Source organism: Winogradskyella ouciana, from assembly GCF_009709615.1.
GTDB lineage: Bacteria > Bacteroidota > Bacteroidia > Flavobacteriales > Flavobacteriaceae > Winogradskyella > Winogradskyella ouciana.
The window spans coordinates 1-3,218 of record NZ_WJYA01000013.1; the positions used below are offsets into that span (position 1 = coordinate 1).

General features: G+C 56.1%; 1 protein-coding gene. It reads left to right on the forward strand.

What is annotated here, in order from left to right; translation table 11 throughout:
- The coding region (locus tag F1003_RS16590; protein WP_497986920.1) for an FIDD domain-containing protein at positions 1-3,218 on the forward strand (3,218 nt) is incomplete at both ends.

Sequence of the window (3,218 nt, forward strand, 5' to 3'; positions counted from 1 at the left end):
CACCGACGCCACTTGAGGTATGCGACGACGGTGTGCCAGACGGATTAACAGAGATCGACCTGGGCATCAAGAACGCGGAGGTCAGCGGCGGCAACCCGGGCTATACGGTGAGCTATTACCTAGACCAGTCGGATGCGGACACTGCGACGGACCCACTGCCGATCCCCTACACCAATATCAGCAACCCACAGACGGTCTTCGTAAGGGTAGAGGACAACGGCACGGGCTGCTACGACACTGTGACCTTGGACCTTGTTGTGGAACAGGCACCGATAGCCAACACGCCTGAGCCTTTAAGGTATTGCGATCCCGACAACGACGGTTTCGGGACCTTCACCCTCACCGATGCGGACGACGGGATCACAGGAGGAACGCCGGGCCTTACGGTAAGCTACCACGAGACGCTTGCCAATGCGCAGAACGACGCCGACGCGATAGACACGGGAGTTGACTACAACAACATCGTGGTGAACATGCAGACGCTCTATGCGAGGGTGGAGAGCGGAACGATAGCGACGGACTGTGCCACGATAGTGGAGCTGCTCTTGGTCGTCGAGCCGAGCCCACAGATAGAGGACCCAACGCCACTTGAGGAATGCGACGATATCTCGGCCGACGGTTATGCGACGTTCGACCTCACGTCGAAGGACGCTGAGATACTGGACGGCCTTGACGCGATGCAGTACACGGTCACGTACTACGAGACCGAGGCGGATGCCAACGCACCGAACAATGCGATAGCCAATCCGAACGCCTACACCAACACCGTAGAGGACAGCCAGTTCATCTGGGTGCGCGTAGAGGACACCAATACGGTAGAAGGCTGCTATAAGGTAACGACCCTAGAGCTGATCGTCAACCCGCTGCCGGAGCTGTTGCCGCCATTGCCGTTGGAGCTGTGCGACGTGGACAACCCAGGTGACGAGCAGGAGCCGTTCACCCTAGAGGACGCCAATGCAGGGATTCTCAATGGGCAAAACGGCATTACCCTGAGCTATTACGAGACCTTGGTGGATGCCGAGGCAGGCACAAGCCCGATAACGAGCCCTTACATAAACACGAGCAACGCACAGACGGTGTACGTAAGGGGAGAGAACGACATCACGGGCTGCTACAGTACCGTAACGCTGACCCTTAGGGTGGATCCCGTACCATCACCAGAACCGGACCCGGACCCGATAGAGGTCTGTGACGACGACAATGACGGCTTTGCGGAGTTCGATCTAGAGATCCGTACCCTAGAGATCACCAACGGTGAGCCCGACGTGGTGATCACCTACCACGAGACTGAGGAAGAGGCCAACCAGGGGAACAATGCCATAACGGGCCTGTACACGAACATAGTGGCGAACAGCCAGATGATCTATGTACGCTCGGAGAACACGATAACGGGCTGCTATAGCCTTACACTGAATACCCTAGAGCTGATCGTGGTACCATCACCGGAAGTACCGACGGACATAGCGCCATTGGTGATATGCGACGACGACGACGATGGGACGGCACAGTTCGACCTCACGGAGAGAGATGCCGATATCCTTGGGGCGCAGAACCCAGCCGATGTTGTCCTGACCTACCACGTTACGGCCGCGGATGCACAGGTGGGCAACAACCCGATCATCAATGTGGGTAACTATACCAATACGGCGAACCCACAGACGATCTACGTGCGCCTTTTCAACCCGACAACGGGCTGTCAGGACACGGGCGAGTTTGAGCTTCAGGTGCAGCTGCCACCAGAGCCGGTACAGCCGACACCATTGGAGGAATGCGATGACCTTGGGGAATCGCCAGGGGACGAGATGACGGAATTTGACCTTACGGTCAAGGACGCAGAGATCACGGACGGCAACGGGAGCTGGTCGGTAACCTATTATGAGACCAATGCGGACGCGCAGGCAGGGATGAATGCCATACCAGACCCGACGCAGTACACCAATACCTCGGTAAACGGATTGCCGGCCAATCCGCAGACCCTGTACATAGTGGTGACCGATACGGATACGGGATGTATGGCCTATACGACGATGACGATAAGAGTACTGCCCAACCCAACACCGACACCGAGCGACGAGTTGCCGGATCTGGAGCTGTGCGATGACATCAACACGGGAGATGGAGTAGAGGAGTTCGATTTGACAGCGAATGAAATATTGATACTCAATGGAGAGGCAGGGGTGACACCGACCTACCATGAGACGGCAGAAGATGCCGATACAGGGGGCAACCCAATAGTAGATCCAACAGCATATACCAACATAGAAACGCCAGAGCAGGAGATCTATGTAAGGGTGACCAATGACGCCACGGGCTGTTACACGGTTGTGGACTTTACCATAAGGGTCAACCCATTACCGGAAGTGGTGGCGGTAACGGACTTTATCCAGTGCGAGCTCAACACGGACGGGTTCGACAGCTTTGACCTGACGACCAAGGATGCGGAAGTACTGAACGGCCAGAGCCCAACACAGTATACGGTGACCTACCATGATAACGTGGCGGATGCGGAAGCAGGGATGAACGCCCTTGTGAGCCCATATACCAATACGAGCAACCCACAGCAGATATTCGTGGCGATAACGGACACGACGACGGGCTGTTCTATAAGCACGCAGAGCTTTAACCTTCAGGTGGACGAGGCGGCCCAGGCCAACCCTGACATGGGCAATATCGTTTATGAGGAGTGTGATGATAACATGGAAACGGACGGTGACCCGAGCAACGACAGCGTACAGTTCGATCTATCGACACAGGACGCACAGGTGCTCGACGGTCAGGATCCAGCTGACTATATTGTGAGCTACTATGCGACGGAAGCGGACGCGAACCTTAACGTGAACCCGTTGCCGAACCTTTACGAAAACATAACGAACCCACAGGTGATCTATGCCAGGGTGGACAACAATACCTTAACGGTCGTTCCCATCGCCTTGGATTTAACGGCCCTGACCACGGGACTGGACCTGGATGCGGACGGTACGGTGGATACTTACGACACGGACGCGGACGGCACCTTTGACCTTATCGATGTGGACGGTGACGGACTGTCGGACGGGATAGACAACAATACGGACGGACTGTTCGAGTTCGTGGACGTTGACGGAGACGGAGTGGGAGACCCGGTGGACTTGAACAACGATGGTACGTTCGACAACCAGCAGGACGGTTCGATCTGTTTTGCGGTGGCACCGTTGACCCTTCAGGTGAACCCTTTGCCA